The organism is Calothrix sp. CBUCES-K 9914 (assembly GCF_059640475.1).
Genome location: NZ_JBXXZH010000182.1, coordinates 1 through 19,404, shown reverse-complemented (window position 1 = coordinate 19,404; position 19,404 = coordinate 1). Strand labels below are relative to the sequence as shown.

The 19,404-nt window shown below is 39.7% G+C and carries 11 protein-coding genes and 1 pseudogene; 4 read left to right on the top strand and 8 right to left on the bottom strand.

The window, feature by feature from the left end; translation table 11 throughout:
- Positions 1 to 41 precede the first annotated feature (41 nt).
- On the bottom strand, positions 42 to 1,733 hold the full coding sequence (locus AC2JBO_RS31065) for a potassium channel family protein (protein ID WP_496957490.1): 1,692 nt from the start codon (positions 1,731 to 1,733) through the stop codon (positions 42 to 44).
- Between the two features lie 334 nt (positions 1,734 to 2,067).
- On the opposite strand from AC2JBO_RS31065, the gene AC2JBO_RS31060 reads away from it, so the two are divergent.
- Positions 2,068 to 2,538 carry a DUF2500 domain-containing protein gene (locus AC2JBO_RS31060; RefSeq protein ID WP_496957489.1) on the top strand — a complete coding sequence of 157 codons (471 nt, stop codon included), beginning with the start codon at positions 2,068 to 2,070 and terminating at the stop codon, positions 2,536 to 2,538.
- Positions 2,539 to 2,669: 131 nt separating this feature from the next.
- Here AC2JBO_RS31060 and AC2JBO_RS31055 read toward each other — a convergent pair whose 3' ends face one another.
- The 5 genes and pseudogenes from AC2JBO_RS31055 to AC2JBO_RS31035 form a co-directional block, all read right to left on the bottom strand.
- Complete coding sequence (locus tag AC2JBO_RS31055) at positions 2,670 to 4,814, bottom strand: PAS domain-containing sensor histidine kinase (protein WP_496957488.1); 2,145 nt, start codon at positions 4,812 to 4,814, stop codon at positions 2,670 to 2,672.
- 930 nt (positions 4,815 to 5,744) lie between these two features.
- Entirely contained in the window at positions 5,745 to 6,923 is a 1,179-nt protein-coding gene (locus tag AC2JBO_RS31050; protein WP_496957487.1) for a low temperature requirement protein A, read from the bottom strand.
- Between the two features lie 341 nt (positions 6,924 to 7,264).
- Complete coding sequence (locus tag AC2JBO_RS31045; protein WP_496957486.1) at positions 7,265 to 9,778, bottom strand: sigma 54-interacting transcriptional regulator; 2,514 nt, start codon at positions 9,776 to 9,778, stop codon at positions 7,265 to 7,267.
- Positions 9,779 to 10,097: 319 nt separating this feature from the next.
- Entirely contained in the window at positions 10,098 to 13,814 is a 3,717-nt protein-coding gene (locus AC2JBO_RS31040; protein ID WP_496957485.1) for a CHAT domain-containing protein, read from the bottom strand.
- A gap of 484 nt (positions 13,815 to 14,298) precedes the next feature.
- Positions 14,299 to 15,474, bottom strand: a pseudogene (locus AC2JBO_RS31035) (sigma 54-interacting transcriptional regulator); the annotation flags it as partial.
- Between the two features lie 318 nt (positions 15,475 to 15,792).
- Between AC2JBO_RS31035 and efp the strand changes: the two are divergent.
- From efp to AC2JBO_RS31020, 3 genes are all read left to right on the top strand, one after another.
- Positions 15,793 to 16,350, top strand: a complete 558-nt coding sequence (gene efp / locus AC2JBO_RS31030; protein ID WP_496957484.1) for an elongation factor P — start codon at positions 15,793 to 15,795, stop codon at positions 16,348 to 16,350.
- Positions 16,351 to 16,470: 120 nt separating this feature from the next.
- Positions 16,471 to 17,013 (top strand): acetyl-CoA carboxylase biotin carboxyl carrier protein, encoded by a 543-nt coding sequence (gene accB, locus AC2JBO_RS31025; protein WP_496957483.1) that lies wholly within the window; start codon positions 16,471 to 16,473, stop codon positions 17,011 to 17,013.
- A 66-nt stretch (positions 17,014 to 17,079) separates the two neighbouring features.
- The gene (locus AC2JBO_RS31020) at positions 17,080 to 17,424 is read left to right on the top strand and encodes an ArsR/SmtB family transcription factor (RefSeq protein WP_127078275.1); all 345 of its coding nucleotides are present in this window, start codon (positions 17,080 to 17,082) and stop codon (positions 17,422 to 17,424) included.
- Positions 17,425 to 17,611: 187 nt separating this feature from the next.
- Here AC2JBO_RS31020 and AC2JBO_RS31015 read toward each other — a convergent pair whose 3' ends face one another.
- Both AC2JBO_RS31015 and AC2JBO_RS31010 read right to left on the bottom strand, forming a co-directional pair.
- The gene (locus AC2JBO_RS31015; protein ID WP_496957482.1) at positions 17,612 to 18,226 is read right to left on the bottom strand and encodes a GerMN domain-containing protein; all 615 of its coding nucleotides are present in this window, start codon (positions 18,224 to 18,226) and stop codon (positions 17,612 to 17,614) included.
- A 66-nt stretch (positions 18,227 to 18,292) separates the two neighbouring features.
- Complete coding sequence (locus AC2JBO_RS31010; protein WP_496957481.1) at positions 18,293 to 19,090, bottom strand: LmeA family phospholipid-binding protein; 798 nt, start codon at positions 19,088 to 19,090, stop codon at positions 18,293 to 18,295.
- Between the last annotated feature and the right edge of the window lie 314 nt (positions 19,091 to 19,404).

The following is a 19,404-nucleotide window of genomic DNA, read 5'->3' as shown; positions in this document are numbered from 1 at the left end:
CATTACTCAGCACTCAGCACTCAGCACTCATTACTCAGCACTCAGCACTCAGCACTCATTACTGAAGTATGGCGCCAGAGCATGTGTAATTTATTGGCGGGCATGGTTAAATACAGTATGTCTCCAGGGCATAAATTTGTGCTGAGTAAATCCCAACCGTGCAATGTTTGGTTATTTGTTTCGAGGTATAGGGGTACACAGTCAGCTAACATTGCAGCATCTTGAACTTTTAGACAACAAAAGGGATGGGTTATAGATATAGAAGTTGCGAGAGCTACCCAAAGACTATCTCTAGTAATACCGTTACCAAGAACACGTCCACCTAAACTAGCAGCAGCAAACGCAGGCGCTGCGAGTTCTGCGGGACTGAGTACTGCATCAAAGTCAAATACCTGTTGTGCCATTCGTGCAAAGTCTGGGTCTGCATAGCGAACGATTATTGGTACATTTGATTTAATACCTTTGGCATTCAAAGCAATTTCTAGATTAGTGGCATCGTTACCGCTAACTGCTAAAAGTGCTGCTGCTGTTTCTAAGTTGGCGCCTTGCAACATCGTTGAAAAAGTGGCATCACCGTTAATTACAGGTATTCCCCATCTACGAGCATTATTAACAAAGCGGTTATTAATGTCGGGTTCAATAACAACTACTTCGTGACCGCTTTCATGGAGAGTTTGAACAATTTTTATCCCAGTACCGCTAAGTCCACAAACTATATAGTGGTAACGTGGAGGTACGCGCGCTGCATCTAAGAATTCTCGAAACCTAGTACCCAAAACAAAGTCGTTAAGAAGCGCGTATAATAAACCAATTACGCCGGCGCCTACGAGCATCATAATTACAGTAAATAATTTGATGCTGATGGAAGCATGTTCGACAACTTTATCGTTACCACCGGCGCCTGTTATCATACCTACGGCAAAATACAACGCATCAATGATGGAAACATTGGTACTTGTGTATGTATAGATAAATGTGGCAAACAGAACAATAGCTACAAGTGCTGCGGTCATAGTAATGAGCGGGCTAGCATGTTCTTGGAAGCGCTGTATATTAGTTATGATTTTGAGAGATTTGGTAATTATTGACTTGCGCGTGGAACGTATTCGCGGTTTAGTGCCAACAATAATTCTGTCTCCTTCGCGCAAACGTCGTCTTTCCAAAACTGCTGATACTAAATCTGTATCACTATCTACAGGTAGATAGTAAATCAGCATTCGTGAGCGATTTTCCCACAAATCATCTATCTGGCGCCCGTGCCAAGGATGTTTGTTATCTATATATTCTTCGTGAATAGGCCAAGTTTGTTCAAACAGCTTGATATGTCCAACGGTTTTGCTACCCAACGCAGTAAAAGCAAATACAGGCGCCGCCAAACCTGCGACACTCATACTCATATGGTTAGGCAAAGTTTGGTCAAGACGTTCACCCAAACTAGTGTTAAAAAAGCGATTAATAATACGAATACTAGGATTTAAAACGCGCGCTTGCATAGTCACCGACAAATTAATAGCATCATCGGGGCCAGCTATCACCAAAGTGTGCGCGCTGTCGATACCTGCTGCTTTCAAAGTTTCAGCAGTATGTAAATTGCCAATAATAACATCGTGTCCCGTTTCACCAGGGATAGGGCGTTGATGAATACCCACCACCATTGCACCCTGCTGACGGAGTAAACGAAACACTTTATATCCAGTGCGTCCTAAGCCACAAACAATAATACGTGGTTTCATAATCAGCAGCAATAGTAAAGAGAAGCTGCCTCAAATATTGATTATTAATATTCTTACTCGCTTCTCAATCAGGTTACTGTAACTGCAAACACTTAATCTAAAAGGAAAAATTTATCTTGTGTTATTTTATCTTGTGGAACGGGCATCCTTGCCCGTCACTGAAAAAGTAGCTTAATAGTCACTGAAAAAAGTAGCTTAATAGTCAATTTTGTAAGAGGCGGCTGGGGACAGCCGCTCCACAAGAGTAACTGAAAAAATAGCATTCTTATTGCGGAATCAAGGAAGCGCACGTTGTATATAATCATATACATATAAATATAAGCACATAAACAATATGCCAAATTTATTTATACATAATAATCTTAAGTACGTTATTACTAACAATAAAGGCAATATAGAAACAACTATACTTTCCCAGGCAAATACTCAACCAACCCAACCTTATAGCTCTGATATACTTCCAACTTTCTCTCTAATTTTTCCAGTATTTTTCATTGGCATATTCGCTATAGTTTTTGGCTTAATTGGTTTTGCAATTTTTAAAGGCATATCTACTGCCATCTATAATAGTAAACAGCCAATTATTTACCGAGAAGCAAAAGTAGTAAGTAAACGTCAGCATGTTTCGGGAGGAGCAGGAGACACCAGTACATCAACTAGTTACTACATAACCTTTGAATTTGCTGATGGCAGTCGAGAAGAACTTGGTTTGAGCGGTCGTGAATATGCTTTAATTGCAGAAGGTGATAAAGGAACGCTTCATTCTCAAGGTTCATGGTTTAAAGATTTTAAGCGTCAATTTTAAGTCCATTAAAATGGATGCTTGGATAGAAAAAGTTTAATTTTATGATAGATTATGATTTTTTAGGCGCAGACTTTATAACTTTAGACATAAGCCATTAGACATAGTTTTTAATAATTGCAGGTACGCCAAGATTATTTACTTTGTTCTTGTACCAGAGGAATTTCGATCCAAAATTCGGTTCTTCCCGGAACTGAACTAAATGTAAAAACGCCTTTGTGTTTCTCCATCACTATTTGATAGCTAATTGATAGCCCGAGTCCCGTGCCTTTACCTACTTCTTTAGTGGTAAAAAACGGATTAAAAATATTGGCTTGAACAAATTCTGGTATGCCTGAGCCGTTATCGGTAATAGTGATAACTACTCGTTTTTCTTCTGGTTGCGTGTCCTCTTTCAAGAAAGTTCTAATTTCAATAGTTGGACTGGTGTTGTCAATCTCGCTTTCTAAAGCATCAATGCCGTTACACAGGACGTTCATAAAGACTTGATTTAGTTGCCCCGCATAGCACTCTACATGTGGTAAATTACTGTAACTCTTAATAAGTTGAATTTTTGTTCCTAGCTTATTTTTTAATCTGTTTTGAATAATTAATATTGTAGAGTCGATACCCTCGTGAATATCTACTGCTTTCATGGCCGCTTCATCAAGGCGCGAGAAAGAGCGCAAGGACAAGACTATTTCCCGTATTCTATCGGCTCCAATTCTCATCGAACTTAGTAGTTTAGGTAAATCCTCTAGTAAATAATCACAGTCCACCTCCTCAAGCTGGGATAATAATTTTTCAGACGGCTGAGAGCATTCCTCCTTGTAGGTTTGCAGTAGAGAAATTAAATCCTCTACATATTCTTTAATATAAGGTATATTGCCGTAGATAAAATTAACTGGATTGTTAATTTCGTGGGCAATGCCCGCCACCAGTTGCCCTAGTGCGGACATTTTCTCGCTTTGAATTAACTGGCTTTGGGCTTGCTTCAGTTCCGATAAAGTTGCCTCCAGTTCCACCGTTTTCAGTTTCAATAAAGACTCGGAAGCAATTAGTGCGTCCGATGCTTGTTTGCGCGCGGTAATATCGTCAAAAACAACTAGCACGCCCGTAACTTTGCCTTCAAGATCGTGCAAAGGAATTTTACTGGTCTCTGCCCACGCTTGCTTGCCGCTTGCTTGGTACACTGGTTCAATAATGTGCAACTGGGCTTGATTAGTCTCCATCACTTCTTGATCGCAGGCGCGAAAGAAATCTGCTTCTTCTTTTTTCCACACCATGTCATAGTCAGTTTTACCAATTATCTCTTGTGGCTGCTTGACTCCTGCCATTAATGCAAACTTATCATTGCAGCCTAAATAAACTGAGTTATAATCTTTCCAGCAGATATACTGGGGCATAACGTTAATAATCAGCTTTAAAAAGTCTTTAGCATGACGCAGTTCCTCCTCCATAGTTTTACGCCTCGTGATGTCGCGAAAGAAGAAAATGCGCCCGTAGTAAATATCTTGCGCGTAAATGGGGGCGGTGTATCTGTCAATGATGCGTCCATCTTTCATTAACAGTTCATCGTGAGTGGTAACTTCTGGGTTTTGGTATAAATAGTTGACTTTATCTAAAAACTCCTGCTCGTCAACCATTTGGCAGATGGCGAGAGTCAACATCTTTGAATGATCCCCTTCTCTGGCGACTTCTTCAGGCAGATTCCAAATCTGGTAAAAGTTTTGGTTGTAAAACAGGATTTGCATATTTTCATCAACTACGATAATTCCGTCGCGACCTGCTTCCTGTTGAGCTTTCAAAAATGCGTTACTGCGATTAAGCTGGGCAATCATGTCCTTGCGCTCACTAGCTTTGGCTTCTAACTCTTCGTTGGCTCTACTGAGTTCAAGGGTGCGCTTACGAACTAGAGACTCTAGTTTGGTATTGAGATTATGTAGTTCAGTATTAACCAGTTTTAACTTCTCCTGCGTTTGGTTCAGCAGCAGTGGTCCGTCAACCAGAAATGAAAAATAACGCCGCAGGGCAATGTAGGTAATCGCGATACAGGCCGTCATGGAATCAACCACAATTTGCAGTTTCAGCAGCAGCGCGGAATGTGCAGTATTAGATAGTGCCATCATTAACACGTGTCCACCGTGTCCCAGAGCGCAACTCAAGAAAACCAGTATCGTTGCCAGCACCAGCGAAGTCTTTTGCTCTCCCCGCAAAAATGGGCGCAAGATTAAAAAAGCAATAATGAAGTAGCACAGCGAGATGATGCTGTTGGAGGCAATGAGTAGTCCGTTTAACATTCGCTTTTCCGTAAACTTACCAACAAGTTAGAATCGCTGCTATCAGGCGCAACATTTCTTAAACTTAAGATACCCAAAGAGAAAGGCTAAATTATGCCTAGTATTGGACTTTCTCTATGGAAAAGATAAAGAATATGTAAATAAAAGCGAAATGGGGCTGCAACTCTTCAGTTTCTATCTGGCGATGTACAAGGCGACTAGGTAAAAGTGGTAATAAAATACTATATTTAGCAGATTAATTATGGTATAGTGCTTTGCATGATGTATTCCTTTTGACCGTTCTAGCGCTTTATATCTAGCATTGTCTATAATATAAGATTATTCTTTGATTAAGCGAAAAAATCTTATTTGAGCTTGACTTCTAAAACGTAAATGTTACTGTTACTTTTGCTACCAGTGCCTTTTCTCCAACCTTGAAAGTAACCGAGTACAGTTGGGTGGCAATTACCGGAAACTATCTGTAATTGCCACCACTCTTACGTAGTCGGGATATTTGACACATTTTCCAAGATAACCTTCCTCAAGCCAAGTGTGTCAATAACAATAGGAAATTAATTTAACTGATTCGCGGAATTCCCCATCCGCCATGCGGTGGGGTAGTTCATAAATGTATGTCAATAGTGGGATTAGTCAGCAATGTAGTTGGCAATTTCACGCAGACTAAGACCTGAACGCTTTCGTCGGGCTTTGTCCGTGTAGTCCCACCCTTATAGGATACGGCTGGCGAATAGTAGGTCTGACCCCCCAGCATCACGATTTTACGTCATTTTAGCGAATGTAGAGACCGTACATGTACGGTCTCTACACGCCTGTTTTTATTAAATGATGGGTGCCACCCCTGATTCGCCAGCGGTATCCTTATAGGGTGAGAGGCTTATAAATTCGGGATTTTTTTGAGATGTGTGTACACGGTAGCCTTATTAAGGGGGATCAAATATCAGCATCAGCGATACGAGTTGTGGGACGGGCACCGCTTAAATCTTGCACTACTTGAAAAATCGAGATTGCTGTAATAATGGCAATTACGGCAACAGGTGATAAACCTTTGCCAAAATATAAAAGTGCAATTGCTGCTATGGCGCCACCAAGTCGATATTTCGCACGCATTTTACAGTAGCGAATAATCCCAGTGCGATGCAAAATAGCTAAAGCTAACCAGCATAAAGCAATGGAACCGCACATTAAGTAACGGATTTTATCAGGTAAAGGTTGAGTTTGTTCGCTTAATAATATTTCTTCAACACCAACACTACCAGCAGCAATACCAATTACCAACGGGAAATGCGTGTACAACCACAGTAACATTTTCCTCACTCGCCCTTCAGACTTTGCGGCTACAATAGGAGTACCACCAAGGTTATCAAAGTAAACCCACCAAAAGCTAAATGCGGTAGTCAATGCCAAAGTGGCGCTAATAGTGCTATAGATGTTCCAATGTTGTTCTGAGACACCATTAACAACAGCAACAATTCCTTCACCTAGAACTATCATCGTAAATAGTCCAAACCGTTCAGGTAGATGTGACGCATGGGGAAGTAACTTTAATTGGTATTGACGCGCGCTAAAAGGTGTCACCAAGTCTATAATTATTCCTACACCCCAAAAAGCAAACCGCCAAGGTAGAGCTACAAATTCAGAAATTATCCAAATAAGAGCAGCTATCGCAAACCCAACAGCATACCGCGTAGTTAAAGGACGTGCTTCTGGTATATAACTACCCGCGCGTACATATTCGATTACAAGTACAATTCTACTCAAAGCATAAGACATTGCAAATCCCGCCGAGTTTTCACTTAAACCGTGGTGTATATTTACAGCCATAGCTGCGGCTGTGAGCATTTGTAAACCAACGAATAAACGGCGCCCGATATCATCGTTATCAAAGCGATTCGCGTACATCGTCGTTCCTATCCACGACCACCACACAGGTATAAATAAAAAAACAAATCCTAAAAACCCCGATATCGAAATATCTTCTTTGAGGTTATGAGCTAGCTGTGAAACTGCCACTACAAAAACTAAATCATAAAACAGTTCGAGCCAAGTCGCGCGTCGTTCTGATTCTTCTTCGCTAGTACGCAAACGCGGTGGTTGTAGAATATTCGCCATTGTGCCAATTTGCTAGTAGTTTATTATTTTTTAACATTTAGACACAATAATCGTGAAAAACGCATCCCGTCCTTCTGTATTATTAAAATTTATGTTGGGTTTCCCCGAAGGGGTAGCCAACCTACGCTACTTGATGGTGCGTTACGCCACTTAATTTTTCGTTTGAAATGACGATTTTTCGTGGCGTAACGCACCCTACACGAGAATGTTGCTTACTTAACGTATTAATGGTGCGTGAAAGCACTGTACTTTGCGTTACATTGCTCGATAGTAATAGCTTTCACGCACCCTACCCAATGCACGTTGGCGCCTCAAAATGCTTAAGTCAGTGACATTCCACCCTACACGATTATTTGCCACAGGGTTACTGTCAAAATTACTGTTGCTAGGTGTTGCCAAATTAATACTTTTATGGGTTGGCGCCCTATTTTCTGTGTCAGTACAAAGGCTAAAAATGCTCCTAATATTAATGTAAAACCCTGTAAAAAGGCAATTACGGCAGGATGTGCAACTACGACGGGTAAAAATTCACCGTTTAATCCAAAGGTTGCAAATGCTACAGGTAATATGCGTCCACCTTCTCCTAAACCTAAGCGTAGATAATGCGCTAAGTTAGCTGCTAGAACTAATGGTAAGTATCCATAGGCAAGTTCGATAAATCTACGATTTTTAATTGTTTTTTGAAGTTTTATTATGCCGTATGCTGCGAAGGGGATTAATAAAGGTACTGTTAGAGCTAGTAGTGAGAATGCTAGATGTTGCCAGAATTGACTGAAGTCAATTATTACGCCAAGTTTTGTTTGTATTTCGGGTAAGCGGTGTAAATATACTCCTCCCAACATCAAAAATAGCAAAGCGACTTCATATGTATGTGCTACGTGAGAAGTCCATAGTTCTACACCTGGAGGACGCAAGTTAAATTCAACTGAACGGTGTGGACATGCTTTTAAACAGGTCATGCACAATACGCAGTCGCGGTTATCTTCAAGTTGGGCAGGATGAGAGTATAGCGGACAACCGTTCGTTTCCATGCCTTCACCTTTTTGCGGGCCACCTTTATAGCATTGGTAAGTAGTACAACTTGCTGAACAAATACCTTGTTGCGCGCGCAGTTCGGTCATGGAGAGTTTTGCGAATAACCCGTTCATTCCTCCAATAGGACAAAGATAGCGACACCAAAACCTTCTCTCAAAAATAGCGGAAAAAATCATGGCACCAGCAGTGATAAGTAGCAGTAAGCACCCTGATAAATACGCGGTGTTTTCTAAATGCCAAAGTTCTTCCCACAGAAATATAAGAGCGAATAAACCATATAGAAACCAACCTCCCCATTTCTCAGCTTTTTCGCGCGGCCACTTTTTAAGTTGCCTTGGAAACAATTTGAGTGAGAGTTTTTGCGTGATTTCACCGTAAATCATGAATGGACAAAACGCGCACCATATCCGTCCAAGGAAGGGGAATAAAAATAAAAACCCCATCCACCACCACGACCAGAATAAATTTAATACGAAGTTTTTATCGCGCGTTTGTGGACCAAGAAATAATACCAGGACAATAAACGCAAAAGCAAAAGTTGTAAAACCGTAGTTTATTCGGTCTGGATACCAGTCACTGCGAAGGAATTTTCGTAAATCAGGATATAAATTTAATAGATTGACTCGAAAGCGTTTTTTCTTGGTGTCTGCTGACCAAAAGATTTCTTCGGTAAGTTCATTCTCATCTTGTGCTTGAACTATTGCCCGTTCAACTAGGTTTTCTAGCTCTTTGATATTGCCTGGAAAGTCATATGACTGTAACCGACGTAATGCTTCGGGTGTAACGTGCGATTTGAGAATTCCCCGTGCGCGCGAGTACAGACTAATATAATAATCAACCTGTGATTTTATATCAGCTTTACGTACTCGTAATGGTGGTACTTTAATTATTGTTCCAGCTGCGCGCTCGACTTGCGGCATTGATTTTTCTGAAACAATAATAATGCGAGCATTACTGACTCTAGCTTCAATTTCTACGTTATCTCGGTTGACTGGTGTATATGTCCCTGTCTTGATTAAATTATTTATACTCGGAGAAAGTTCTTTTGGTAGTTCTTGGATATTATTTAGGACTAAAGTACCATTTTCTAAATATTCTAACAGTCCTGGTTTACCCCCGTACCTACCAAACAAATCGGCGCCACTGATTTGGAGAATACCACAGTTAACTTTAATAATAGGTTCGTGGCGGTAACTTGAGCCATAGTGAATTAGAGCAGCAATATTATCTTTTTCTAAACCAGGTTCACCAAAAATCAACACCGACTCGCGGTTAGTTGTCGCTTCGCGAATTTGCTCACGTAGTTTTTTTGCGTATTTACTGGTGCCAACTATACCACGTTTTGCTTTAGTCACTAAGTATGGACGCAATTCTAACGAACATTCTTGCTCGTAAGATAAAGCAGAAGCTAACTGTGCTAACTCGTCTGCAAGTAATATATTTCCAGCTTGGGCAATTTCTGGATGTTGATTAATTATTTCACGAAACTTGTCCCCTGGTACTACCCATAAATGACATTCACTTAGAGTAGTAACTGTGTATTGAGTATCTTGTTGAAGTAAAAACTCTTTGAGATTAACAACAGTACCAGGAAGTAAACCACAACAAGGCGCCGCATTGTTAGAAGTACTACTTGTTTCAATACGACCTTCTTTAATAATGTACAACGCCTCTGGCTGTGTTCCTTCGTTTACAAGTTGGGTTTGCTCTGGTACAACTTGTTCTTCTATAACTTCGGCGATAGCATCTAATACCGAAGACGATAAAATACCTAAAGCTGTGCGTTCCTGTAACCATATCGCTGTATCAGGAGATATCATAATAATGCGTTCTCCGCGCGCGTTGGTGTATCAAGGAAATTATAAAGCTTTGTTGGTATTAATTCTTCACTAACCTTTTAAAAGTACGGTGCAACATTTCGCTAAACTGGTTACTTCCATAAGTAATTATGCTTTTTTCATCAGCATCGCTCTAAAATTGCGTATAAAAGCAGGATAAAAGTCCGTCTTTATACTTCGTTATTAACAAAATCTCTCGTTGACAAATGGGTTTAAACCTTAAGTTGATAACAATGAGGACACCCATTCCAGAAGAGATTTGCATTTATCAGAAATTTTGATTTATTTTATTGGAAGTTTGTTAAAGACCATTACCAATTAGAATAAACGGTGCCCAGTAGTAAGGATGTGCAAAGTTAGCGCGCGTTGTTGTTTTCTGGTTGGCGCCTGGTGTATATGTGACACTCAGTCCACGTTTAATATCATCAATGGTGACTTCTTTGCCAGAAAGAAGACTTAGTTGTGCTAGACGTAAAGCCTCAGCTTTGGTAGGTTTTGCATCAACAGCCATATTCTTGTAAAAACTTTGCATCATCAAGCTTGTACTTTCATCGGCAACTTGCCATAGCGAAGCCATTACTGACTTGGTGCCGCTATTGAGAAAATAATAAGCAACACTGGCAATTTCTGTTCCATCTTGCAAGGGGGCAGCAAGTGCTGTTTGACATGCTGATAATACGACTAAATGAATGTTGCTTAATCCTGTCAAATTTCTAATTTGTGGTATGGCTAGCTTGTCACCGCTTCCCAAGAGTAAGTAAGATGCATCTTTACTACCTGGAACAAATTCACCGTGGGTTGCAAGGTGTAAAATATTCTTTCCTGTTAAATTATCTTGCAGAGTACGGTAGTCAAAAGCCTTATTTAAATACTCTTTTCCTGGGTAGATGCCTTGATTATTAGTACTAGTTTTAACAATTAAGTTTAATTCTTTAGGTACATTAGGTAATGAACCAAAACCGCCTATAGCTTGCGAAACACCCATTGCTAAAATTGATGTGTTTTGTGTTCCTTTAGGTAGCGTTGCAGTTGTGTCCGTTAAATCTGCTGAAAGAACATTGTAAACAGTGTAGTTTTCAATTAAGTATTGTTTTCCATCAAACAGTGCGCTCATGGGGATATAGCGCGTTACTCTATCTAGTGCAAATACTAAATTTCTAACTTTATTTTGTTTGATTTCTCCTTCTAGAGGTTTAATTAGCCAATTATAAAGTTTTTGGCTAACTGGCTGTATTTTTGCAATGTCTTGTGAACCACAAGTGCGTTTTTCGCACTCTTCCATCAAAGAGCGAAATTCTTTGACTGTATTGCCTAATTCCTGACGTGATACTTTAACTTCAAACTTCTTACCTGCATCCCCAGAATACAATAACAACCAAATTTTGTCTTCTAATACCAAGGGGTAAATCATTACTGTACCTGGTTGGGATTTGACTATTTCCTTTGCTTTTGGACTATCTGGACGAAAGGCACCTTTGTCATTAGCAAGACGTGAATTTATCTCGTTTTCTATTTTATCTAAGTCTTTGTTGAATTCATTAACAACGGCAGTTAGCTTTTCCTGTAATTGACTTTTTTGTTGACAGTTTGTTTTTTCGCACTCGCTGACTTGAGTTGCCAGAGCAATTACTGAATTCCCATATTGATTTATTTTTTGCTCTCCTTCGTTTAATTGAATGGGAGGAGGTGTAATTTTTGTAGTCGCAGTGACATCATTATCTTTTAACTCCTGAATTTTTAGCCGTTCTAATACTTGTTGCGCTTCACTAACTCTTCCTTGAGAAATAAGTAAGTTTGCCAGTTCGCGGTAAATATCAGATGTTTTTGTTCTGTCAATATCCGCAAATGATTGTAAAATAGAATCTTGTAAATCTTTGGAAAGCTTACGATTTTTTTGACGAATCTGCTCAATATCATTAATTGCTTGCTTATAATATGTAATTGCGGTCGCTGGTTTATTTAAATCACGGTAGGTTCGTGCTAAACCTACCTGAGCATAAGTACTTGGACTTCCTGGTAATTTTGCGTCTTGAGAAATTGCTAGTACTTCGTTATATGTACTAATCGCTTTATCTTTCTGTCCAGATTGCCTATAAATGCTGGCATTTAAAAATAAAATACCAGATTTTAAAGTAGGGTTTTGTGATTGTTTAGCAACTAACAAGGCTTTTTGGAACGTATCATTCGCTTTAGGATAATTTTTTAATCCACCATAACCAAGTCCAAGAAAGATCAGATTACCAGCTTTCAATTTTACAGCTTGCTGAGAATTGGATATTTTTTCTGCAAAAGTTAAGCCTTCCTGGGCAGAAGCTACAGTATTTATAAAGTCTCCTTCAGTATAAAATTTGATAGTATTAACAAATAATTTTGTTGATTTTAGTAAATCTACTATTTCAGTTAAATCAGTCAAATTATTTCGTTTGATCTCTGTTTCTAATATTGCTATAGCCTTTTTCATATATTCATCAGCTTTTTGATAGTTCCCTAAATCCAAATAGATTTTACCCATAGTTGAAAATGCATCAGCCTGTGTTGGTAAATCTTTAGCATCTTGGGCAAGTTTTAAACTTGCTTGTGTAAATTCGATAGCTTTTTCAAATTCACTGAGTGAACTATATATAGAACCTAAAGTATTTAACGCTGAAATTTCAATGTTACGCTTCTTGATTTGTCTTGCTATCTCTAAACCCTGTTGAGTAACCCCAATTGCTTTTTGATAATCTGCCTCAGAAACAGCCAGCGAATTATATGCGCTACCTAAAGCAACTAATGCAAATGCTTCGCTCTCTGGTTTTTTTATAGTACGTGCAAGCTCTAAAAGTGGTATAGCATATTCAATTACTTTTCGATTGTTATCAGATAAATTATACGTTTGAACTATTATGCTTAAATATAATAGTTCGCTTTCATAATCTTTTGCTTCTTTAGCAATCATCAAAAGTTGCTGAGAAATTTCTATTTGCTTGGAATGCTTTCTCAAAGGTTCATAGGCTAATAGTAATAAAAATAAATTTAATTTATCTTTAAGTTCTGTAGCTATAATTTGGCTTTTTTCATACATAGCATTAGCCAAATCGTATTTTTTTTGAGATGAGTAAATTGAACCCAATGAAAGCAATATATTACTTTCAAGTCTTCTTATGCCTGTCTCTTGTGCTAATGATAAAGCTTGCTGAAACACTGTTAAAGCACGTTCTTGTTGTTTTTGAGCGACATACACATCCTTGACTGCAAGCAAGCTGTACGCTTCTAATGCTTTATTCTTTAAGTCTCGACTCATTGCGATAGCTTGGTTCGATGATTCCAAAGCGCGCGGGTAGTCTTCTAATAACTGATAAACTTCAGCAATACGGATGAGTGTGATATTAACGAGAAATTTATCGCCAATTTCTTGCTGAATTGCCAGTGCTTTCTGTAAATCTTTAAGGAATATAGAATAACTTTTTTTGAATGCAGGCAGCTCAAGCTTACCTCGCAAAGCACTGGCGCCAGCTGCTGCTCCCAAATTACTTAGAGTGATGCTTCTTCCTCGTTTATCTTTGAGTGCATAATATATATTCAAAGCTTCCTGTAACGTCGGGAATCCTTTATCAAACTCTAATAAGAGAATATGTGCTAAACCCAAATTATTAAGAGTTTCGGCTTCTCCAGATAAGTCTTTAAGTTCTTTACGAATTGCCAGTGCTTGCTGTAAAACTTCTTTAGCTTTTTTTCCATCCTGTAACCAGTAATAAACCTCACCCATATTGTTAAGAGTTTGAGCAATACCAGCTTTATCTCCTTGTTGGCGCCTAATTTCCAATACTCGTTGATATGTAGACAGAGCTTTTAAATACTCACCACGTCGATATTGCTGTAAACCCTCCTGAAAAAGTTTATCTGCTGGCACTGTAGTATTATTTGCTTGTTCGTTATATATTGGCTGGGTTTTTAGGGTCTTTGCTGCTAAACCCACTGGAGAAACTACGAAAAATACCAAGGTGGCAAGGGCATAAGTCTTAAAACTGTTGGGCATAAAGACTTTTAAGCGTATTTGTATATTAGATTGCTTACTATATCTCTAATATTTCTACGCTTTAGTAAGTTATGCAAAAATTTTAACTTTCTGCATGTGGATGTTTTATGGGATGGGCATCTTGTAGATGGGCGTTCCGTCCGTCCCTGTATATTACTAATATTTATGTTGGGTTACGCTTTAGCGAAGCCAACCTACGTAATAACGTAATTACGCTACTAGTTGCCACAAGCTAACTGTTAAAATTACGGTTGATAAATGTTGCCAAATTAATACCCGTATAGGTTGGCACCCAATTTCCTGTGTGAGTACAAAGGCTAAGAATGCTCCTAATATTAATGTAAAACCTTGTAAAAATGAGATTACTGTGGGATGTGCGACTACAATAGGTAAAAATTATCCATTGAGACTAAAAGTAGCAAATGCTATAGGTAATATGCGTCCTCCTTCTCCTAACACCTAAACGTAGATAGTGTGCTAAATTACCTTGTTGCGCGCGCAGTTCGGTCATGGAGAGTTTTGCAAATAACCCGTTCATTCCTCCAATAGGACAAAGATAGCGACACCAAAACCTTCTTTCAAAGAGAGCGGAAAAAATCATGGCGCCAGCAGTGATAAGTAGCAGTAAGCACCCTGATAAATACGCGGTGTTTCTAAATTCCAAAGTTCTTCCCACAGAAATATAACAGCAAATAAACCATATAGAAACCAACCTCCCCATTTCTCAGCTTTTTCGCGTGGCCACTTTTTAAGTTGCCTTGGAAACAATTTGAGTGAGAGTTTTTGCGTGATTTAACCGTAAATCATGAATTTCTACATTATCTCGGTTGATTGATGTATATGTCCCTGTCTTGATTAAATTATTTATGCTCGGAGAAAGTTCTTTTGGTAGTTCTTGGAGATTATTTAGGACTAAAGTACCATTTTCTAAATATTCTAACAGTCCTGGTTTACCCCCGTACCTACCAAACAAATCGGCGCCACTGATTTGGAGAATACCACAGTTAACTTTAATAATAGGTTCGTGGCGGTAACTTGAGCCATAGTGAATTAGAGCAGCAATATTATCTTTTTCTAAACCAGGTTCACCAAAAATCAACACCGACTCGCGGTTAGTTGTCGCTTCGCGAATTTGCTCACGTAGTTTTTTTGCGTATTTACTGGTGCCAACTATACCACGTTTTGCTTTAGTCACTAAGTATGGACGCAATTCTAACGAACATTCTTGCTCGTAAGATAAAGCAGAAGCTAACTGTGCTAACTCGTCTGCAAGTAATATATTTCCAGCTTGGGCAATTTCTGGATGTTGATTAATTATTTCACGAAACTTGTCCCCTGGTACTACCCATAAATGACATTCACTTAGAGTAGTAACTGTGTATTGAGTATCTTGTTGAAGTAAAAACTCTTTGAGATTAACAACAGTACCAGGAAGTAAACCACAACAAGGCGCCGCATTGTTAGAAGTACTACTTGTTTCAATACGACCTTCTTTAATAATGTACAACGCCTCTGGCTGTGTTCCTTCGTTTACAAGTTGGGTTTGCTCTGGTACAACTTGTTCTTCTATAACTTCGGCGATAGCATCTAATACCGAAGACGATAAAATACCTAAAGCTGTGCGTTCCTGTAACCATATCGCTGTATCAGGAGATATCATAATGCTTTCGCGCGCTGGTGTATCAGAAAAATTATATAACGCGCCCAATACGTCTTTTTGTACTATATTTCATCGATTATCTTTATAAATTGGTGTTTTGGAACTGGATGTAAAAATTATTACTTTATGACTGTATCTGACTATCCCAACTTATGGGCGCCTTTAGTGCTATTAAGTCTGATTATCTTGGCTGCTGTATTTTTCAGCCGTAGTCCTTGATAATTTCCCAGACTCCTACACTTCTACCAACGAATTAACAAATTTCTCCGCTCGGCAGGGTACAATAAATGCCGATTGTCTTGAAAATTAAAATGTTTCATGATTTCCAGTAACGATTTTCGCCCTGGTGTTTCGATTGTATTAGATGGGTCTGTATGGCGAGTGGTAGAGTTTCTCCACGTTAAACCAGGTAAAGGCGCCGCTTTTGTACGGACTAAGCTCAAAAATGCTCAAACTGGTAACACTGTGGAGCGCACTTTCCGCGCTGGTGAAACCGTACCGCAAGCAACCTTAGAAAAAAGCACGATGCAGCACACCTACAAAGAAGGTGATGAGTACGTGTTTATGGATATGGAAACTTACGAAGAAGGTAGATTGACTGCACAACAAATCGGCGATAAAGTCAAGTACCTGAAGGAAGGTATGGAAGCCAATGTTGTTCGTTGGAATGAACAAGTGCTTGATGTTGAACTTCCGAACTCAGTAGTGCTTGAGGTCGTCGAAACTGACCCAGGTGTGAAAGGAGACACTGCTACAGGTGGTAGTAAACCAGCGAAGTTAGAAACAGGTGCCTCGGTAATGGTTCCCTTGTTCATAGCACAAGGAGAACGCATCCGGATTGATACGCGCGAGGATAAATATTTAGGTCGGGAATAAGGTGTGAATCCCGATTCCCTAGTTAATAAAATATTAACCCCGCGCCCGATTCTGAAGATTCTATTTTTAAAAAAGTAGGTATCTGAACATCGCCCCTAATTGCATGAGGTAATAAAAGCTGTGCCATTGGATTTTAGTGAAATTCGCCAATTATTGACAACTATTGCACAAACGGATATTGCAGAAGTAACGCTAAAAAGCGACGACTTTGAGATAACAGTACGTAAAGCTGTTAGCGCTCCTCATCAAATGTTGTCTTTTGGGCAAGCTGGGTTAAGTACATTGGGAAACACGGGATTAGCCACTAGTGCCCCGACACCACAGAGCATAATGCCACCGTCTGTGGTAGAATCTGTTGCTAATCGCGTGGATATTGGGGCAACCGCACCAACAGTAAATCCACCGAGCGTTAGCGACCCCAAACTCGTGGAAGTAACGTCCCCAATGGTAGGAACATTTTATCGTGCGTCCGCACCAGGGGAAGCTCCTTTCATCGAAGTAGGCGGTCGAGTCCGTAAAGGTGATACAGTGTGTATCATCGAAGCCATGAAGCTGATGAATGAAATCGAAGCCGAAATATCTGGCTCAGTGATCGAAATTCTAGTGCAAAATGGCGAACCGGTAGAATATGGTCAACCTTTGGTGCGAATAAATCCCGATTAGGTATTAATCTATATAACGGAGATGTAATTTTCACTCATTTCAGTGTAGTGTTGCGGATCAAACCTGATGAAACAAATGTTGCCTGTACCGCCAGAAGTTGTGCAACAAGTCGCGGAATACTTCAGCCTGCTAAGTGAACCCATGCGGCTGAAGTTGTTGCATCTACTGCGGGATGAAGAAAAATGCGTACAAGAGTTGGTGGAGGCAACACAGACGTCTCAGGCGAATGTCTCAAAACACCTGAAGGTAATGTGGCAAGCCGGAATTCTCAGTCGTCGTAGTGAAGGAACCTGTGCCTACTACCGCGTAGAGGACGAAATGATTTTTGAGCTTTGCAACCGAGTTTGCGACCGTCTCGCGACCAGACTCGAACAGCAAGCCAAAAACTTTCGCGTTTTGAATACAAAATGAAACTTTATGCAATATATAGACCGAACATGTTCGGTCTAATATTTTAAGGTGTATTTTTAAGGCGCTACACCAAGCGTCTCATGTTTCAACACTTCAGGCGCCGCAAATTGTGGGATAACTAGTGTTTTGAGACGAAATTATTCGGCCTTCATGTTTCAAGACCGAACATGTTCGGTCTTGAAACAGATTAAAGCTGGTAATTTTTAGTAAAGCTGTCACGGGTTAAGGGTTGGTCTAATTCCAAACCTTCTCCACCTAAAACATCCAACGGCTTACCGTTTACGTCAATGTAAACTTTAGCTGCTTGGTTTAGGGTTGTGGCAGTATAAACAACTTGCCCGACACGCCCTGTAATGGACGCGCTTCCACCACCACTCGTAAATTCCTTAGATAAATTTACCCGAACACTATCGTTCTCTATTTTGACTCCCAGTAGTTTTGTTCCCGATGGAATTGTGCTACTAGTGTCTCCATCATTTTTTGCGGTCAATAAGCTATTGAACGCAGCTTGTAAAAATTCGCTCTTGTTTTCTCTAGATGCGGATACCTTTACCGGCTGAGGCACTAGTTGTAAATTCTTACCAGTATCCTTAAGTAAATAGATTTCCGCAGTTTGTTCCTTTGGCTGAACTTGTGTTCTAGTATTACTAGGGTTAACTCTTTCTTTGGGAGGATTGACCGGTGTACTATTGTTTGTTGCTTGCCAAGTTATCCAAGCTACACCTCCACTAACAGCCACAACCGCAGCTGATACTGCCGCAATTACACCAGAAGAGATACGGTTATTTTTTTGTTCTCTCATTTTTATTACCTTCCTTGTCGCTTTGAATCATGAGTATAATGACTATCTGCCGCACGAGAGTGGAACTTATAACCTGACATTCAACCATTTTGAAGAAGGTTCAATTCTGACAAAAGCACCTATTTCTAGCTCCGACGCTTTCATATTAAATTTCAAAATTCGCATCACTAAACCGTCAGTTTCCAAGTTACGTAAGTTTAAGCTTTGGTTAAGGTTATTTACTATAACATTTAAGAATCGAGTTGGGACTTGTTCTGAGTTAATGAGCGCAACTGCATTTATTAGCTGAATTTTTCCTGCTTTTACTGTAATTTCTGTTTCTACTGTCACCAGTAATGGCTGATTGCTACCCTCCTCCAGTATTTCTACTTGCAATTTGACACGTTGATTAGCTAGAAATTTGACTCTAGGATTTGCAATACGGTATATAGAGTTACCAACCGTATTGACTGAACCCATAGAAGCAATGTTCAGCTTGCGAACGCGCGATAAGAATGATTCCGACTGTAAAAGCTTATTAACATCGGCTTCGGTAAGAACAACCCTAAAACCAGCTTGCAAAGGCTGCGACAATAAAGGTCGTTTACCACTTCTTTGACGATTAAATTCTATAGCGTCGGTTTCTAACTCCAACGTAGCAATGCGAAAGTCCTGGCGCCTTAATTGTAGCGAACGTCCAGCAATTCTGACTCGATTAACTTTTCCTTGTAACAATTGATGCGTTGGTGCATTGTCCACACGCACTTCTAATTGTCCAGAAGTAAATTGCGAGCGAATAGCTTTTTCTGCGGAGCGGTCAACAACAAGTCCAACAGGAGTTAATAAACCGAGTAACCCAGATAGAAGTATAGTCAAAAATTCCATATCCAGTGAAAACGTGCTTTTTATTACATATAGCCGACCGTATAGTAGCACTAATAATTAAAATATCAACTTGAGACGAGGGATGTATAATACTTCATTGTGTTTAAGCTTGATTCCGAATAAAGCTGCAAACCCGCAAAAATTATCTCTCTTGTGGAGCGGGCATCCCGGAGCGCCCATAAAAAATTTCCAGCCCATCACAAATTTTAGAGCATAAACAATCATAAGTTTTACTGGGACGGGCAAGGATGCGAATGCCACTAAGAAAACCCTAATAGAGGCTGACACGGGGACGCGGAGACGGGGAGACGCGG